Consider the following 4,349-nt stretch of genomic DNA (forward strand, 5'->3'; position numbering starts at 1 on the left):
CCTGTACCGGCCGAGCACGATGGCCGACATACGGCAGTACCATCCCAAAGCCCGCCGAATGGTGAGCCACAACCGCCGCTGGTGTTTCATATTCCACGTAGAGGATGATATGGTCATTGTCGACCGTATCCGCCCGTCCAAGATGATAGCCCGATGAAAACAAATATCCATAACTCGCTGATTTTTACCCCCCCCCCACGAATTGCACAAGTAACCGTCGGGAGGCTTTCCTCTTTGTTTTTAATTCATTTGCCTGCATCTGCCGCAATGTTGCGGCGGGGCGGGATGGTTTTATTTTAAAATCACAAGCCTATGATAGCACACGGATTCAGTAATTATCAATTTGATGTTTATAGTGAAGCTCGAGCCTTGGAAATGCTTTTGACAGATATCCCTAAATACACACAAGAGCTCAAAACAAAAATAGAAGAAGAAGCAATGTCAATAACAGAGTACGAGGATGTGTATGATGAAGATGCTAAGAAATACATCACAATTCCATGGCATCCTACTTATGATACGCAAATTTTTGACGATATGCAAAGGACATTTATTTTGTCATTGATTCCAAGGATTTATTCATTCTGTGAGACCAAACTCCGTGAGTTGGCTATAAATAAGAAGAATCCAACAAAAAAAGAAAAGAATGGGATGTCTGATATTTTCGGATATTATAGTCGATTAGAACATGAATATAAAGTTGTACTGCCCCCATTAACTTCTATATGGACACAATATGAATCATTTCATAAGATCCGAATTCAACTCACTCACTATGATATAGCAAAACCAATACAAAATATTTCATATGAATACATTCGTCAAAACATCGAACAAGTAGAACAATTATTATTGAATACTGATAGAATTATAAAACCAAAACCATCAAAACAGCTTTAATATGAAGAAAAAAACACCAATTTGTTTATTGATGCTGTTATGCATACTATCACTTACAGGGTGCTACAGTACGACTTATCTCTCAAATGGATATGGAACAAGATACTGCGTTTCTGTTAACGCATGGGGGAATTATAACCTCGTGGGAAAAACATTTTATATCACATCGGGCGATGAAAACGTATCAGATAATGACCTTGAATTTGCAGAGTATAAATCATATCTCGAAGAATCATTGGTTCTTTCGGGGGCTAAGCCCACAAAATCTGAATATGAAAAGAAAAATGCCGATATGATTATATTGATGAGTTATGGAATAACGAATGAATCATACAATGAAACAGTACCTATTCCAATTTGGGGACCAACAGGCATCGCTTCTGTTAGTACCACAAGCACAACACGAGGGTCTGCCTATGGCACAGCTTCGGGTAGTGCCTATGGCAGTGCACAAACCTATGGTAACACTACATATGGCAGCGCGTATGGCTCAGCATCGGGCAGCGCGTATGGTAGTTCAACAACAAACACACGGACAAATGTGAGGTACAACTACGGTGTTACAGGAGTGACTAATGTAAACAGGCATGTGGAGAATTATCGTAGATTTATCAACATTTATGCCTTTGACAACAAACATACAGATAATCCGACCATGTTATGGAAGACTAATCTAGTGAGTGAAGGATCCTCTAGCGATGCGAGGAAAGTATATCCTTATATGTTTTACTGTGCATGGGGAAGTATGGGGGTTAATACAGGAGAATGGAAAGAAGCAACAGTGTTTGAGAATGATTATAGTTTTGTCTGTTGGAAAGATAAATTATATTCAAAATACAATGTTACATCCTGGCCTAGATATTCGAGAAAAAGTTCATCTATAGTTGACGTGGCATTTGTTATAAGAAATCCTAGAGAGACTATAGTTTGCATTAGAAAATCAGGATGTCCCGATTGGTATAGTTTCTCGAATGAGATTTACATAACTTGGGGTGATAATAACATTGGCAAGTGCCAAATATCCAAAATTGATGGATATGAATTTGGTACGACAATTCACAAAGAATGTGGAAACAGATATTACTTATTGCATTTTCCTGCAGGTATTCCATCATTCTACGGCAGTTTTAACATTATTGAATACACCAATAAAAAACATACTGAAACAGGTTTTGTCTGGCAAGAATTACAAATCAAATAAAACATATATGTCATAAACATTTCAATGCAAATCGACCAAATCTCCATCGTGCGTATGACAAATCGGTTTTGAAAACGGACGATGTAATGCTGCAATAGGGCCAAACGGTTTTGAAAACGGCTGTCGCGGGTTGCGAAAGGGCGTTTGAAAATTGAAAGAGGGTTTTGCGGGGGTGCAAAAGGGTGTTTTGAAAATAAAACAAGGTTTCGCAGGTTGCGAAAGGGCCTTTCGGAATGAAAACAGGGTTTTGCAGGGTTGCAACGGGGTGTTTTGAAACGAAAACATAGTTTTGCAGGGCTGCAACGCGGCCTCTTGGAATGAAATAATAATAACGTAATACTACATAGATATGGAAGCAATCAAATTTGACGAAAAGTCATTGTCGCGGTTTCCCGTGGCGTTTTATTTCAGCGCCGTGGAGGCGTTCGACAAAAGAATCATGGTGGCGGAGTGCGCGTTGGACCGTTTCCGCGAGATGCGCGACGAGTACGACCGGCTGTTTAAGGCGTTCGACGAGGCGTACAAGCGGACGCAGAAGAGCGAGCTGACGGCGAAGATTGCCGCCCTGGACAAGGAGCGCGACGGCTATGCCTACGTGATGCAGAAGGTGGCCGAGGCGTGGGCCGCGAAACTCGAGGACGAGACGCTGGCGGCGCACGGCCGCAGGGTGGCGCAGGTGTTCCGCGACTACGGCTTCCGCACGTCGGAGGCGCTGGTGGCGGAGAACGCGAAGATTCACAATATGGAGCAGAAGCTGGCGGACCGCGAGCTGACGGCCGACCTGCAGATGATGGGCCTGACGGAGCTGAACCGCCGCCTGCTGAACCGCACGGAGCAGATTGAGCAGACGATGGGCAAGCGCAACGAGGAGAAGAGCGACGTGGTGGTGGGCGAGCTGAAGGCGGCGCGCGAGAAGCTGGACGGCCACTACCGCGCTTTCATCACCTACCTCAACGCGGTGCAGGAGCTGCAGCCCGAGGAGAGCCTGTCGAAGGCGGCGCAGTACTACAACGCCGACCTGGCGAAAATCGACCTGCAATACCAGCAGAGCCGCAAGAAGGGCGGCAAGGAGGACGAGCCGCTGGCCGCCACGCCGGAGCAGCCGGAAGCGTCGCTGTAACGATGCGAAGATACGAAACCCATCCCGAAAACGGCCTTGCAATGATGCGAGGCCGTTTTTGGGTTTCCGGAACGGTCTTTGCAATGATGCGGGACCGGTTTCTGGCTTCGGGCGGCACTCCGCATCATCGCAAAGCCTGTTTCCGAACCCCGGACGCCGTCTTGCAATGATGCGGGACGGAATTCGGCGAAAAGGAAGCGGGGCCGAAAGCGGACAAATCTGTTACGATGGGATGAAAAGATTGTTACAAGTCAAATTTTCATAAAATCGTCATACCGTTGTAATATCGCCAATCTATTTTTGCAGCGTGATTAAAACATACGATATTATGAACAAAATGATGATTTTATTGGCGTTAGCCACTTCTATCAGTGGCGTGGCGCAGGAAAGGAACGCTGAAATCGGGGAGCCGAAGGGCAAAGCGATTGTGGAGGTGTTCGGAAATTTCCACACGGGCTTCGGCTCGGAGAACGACAATCGGGGCTTTGAACTGGACAGAAGCTACCTGGGTTATGAATACAAGCTCGGAAGCGGGCTGTCGGTCAAGGGGGTGCTGGACATCGGCAAGTCGGCCGATGTGAGCGACTACCAACGCATTGCTTATATCAAGCACGCGATGGTGTCGTGGGAGAGCGGCCGCCTTGCGTTGAACGGCGGACTTATTTCGACAACACAATTCAAGTTTCAGGAGAAGTTCTGGGGCTATCGCTACATCTGGAAGTCTTTCCAGGACGAGTACAAGTTCGGCAGCAGTGCCGATTTGGGTCTCTCGGCAGCCTATCGGTTTGCCGACTGGATTTCGGCCGACGCCATTGTGGTGAACGGCGAGGGTTATAAGAAGATTCAGGCAGGGGACGGTCTGAACTACGGCTTGGGCGTGACGCTCACTCCGGCCGAAGGTTTCCAAATCCGCCTGTACGGAGGCTTGAACGAGAGCGGAGCGGAGGGGCGGAAGAACACGGCAAACCTGGCGGCTTTTGCAGGCTCCCGCCACGAGCGGTTTGCCGTCGGGGCCGAATACAGCTATATGGCCAACACGTCGGGCGTGGCGGATGCCGACCTGAGCGGCTACTCGCTGTACGCTATGGTAAACCTGCCCAAGGGCATATCTCTGTTTGTGCGGTTTGA

Annotated in this window: 4 protein-coding genes; all 4 read left to right on the top strand. The window is 47.2% G+C overall.

What is annotated here, in order from left to right; translation table 11 throughout:
- Positions 1 to 312 precede the first annotated feature (312 nt).
- Positions 313 to 900, top strand: a complete 588-nt coding sequence (locus ACKI61_RS07490) for a hypothetical protein (protein ID WP_407457123.1) — start codon at positions 313 to 315, stop codon at positions 898 to 900.
- A gap of 1 nt (position 901) precedes the next feature.
- The gene (locus ACKI61_RS07495) at positions 902 to 2,101 is read left to right on the top strand and encodes a hypothetical protein (protein ID WP_407457124.1); all 1,200 of its coding nucleotides are present in this window, start codon (positions 902 to 904) and stop codon (positions 2,099 to 2,101) included.
- Between the two features lie 349 nt (positions 2,102 to 2,450).
- The gene (locus ACKI61_RS07500; RefSeq protein WP_407457125.1) at positions 2,451 to 3,221 is read left to right on the top strand and encodes a DUF6261 family protein; all 771 of its coding nucleotides are present in this window, start codon (positions 2,451 to 2,453) and stop codon (positions 3,219 to 3,221) included.
- Between the two features lie 337 nt (positions 3,222 to 3,558).
- Positions 3,559 to 4,349: hypothetical protein (locus ACKI61_RS07505; RefSeq protein ID WP_407457126.1), on the top strand; the 791-nt coding region annotated here is incomplete at its 3' end.

Origin of the sequence: Fibrobacter sp. (genome assembly GCF_045601785.1) — a bacterium.
Lineage (GTDB): Bacteria > Fibrobacterota > Fibrobacteria > Fibrobacterales > Fibrobacteraceae > Fibrobacter.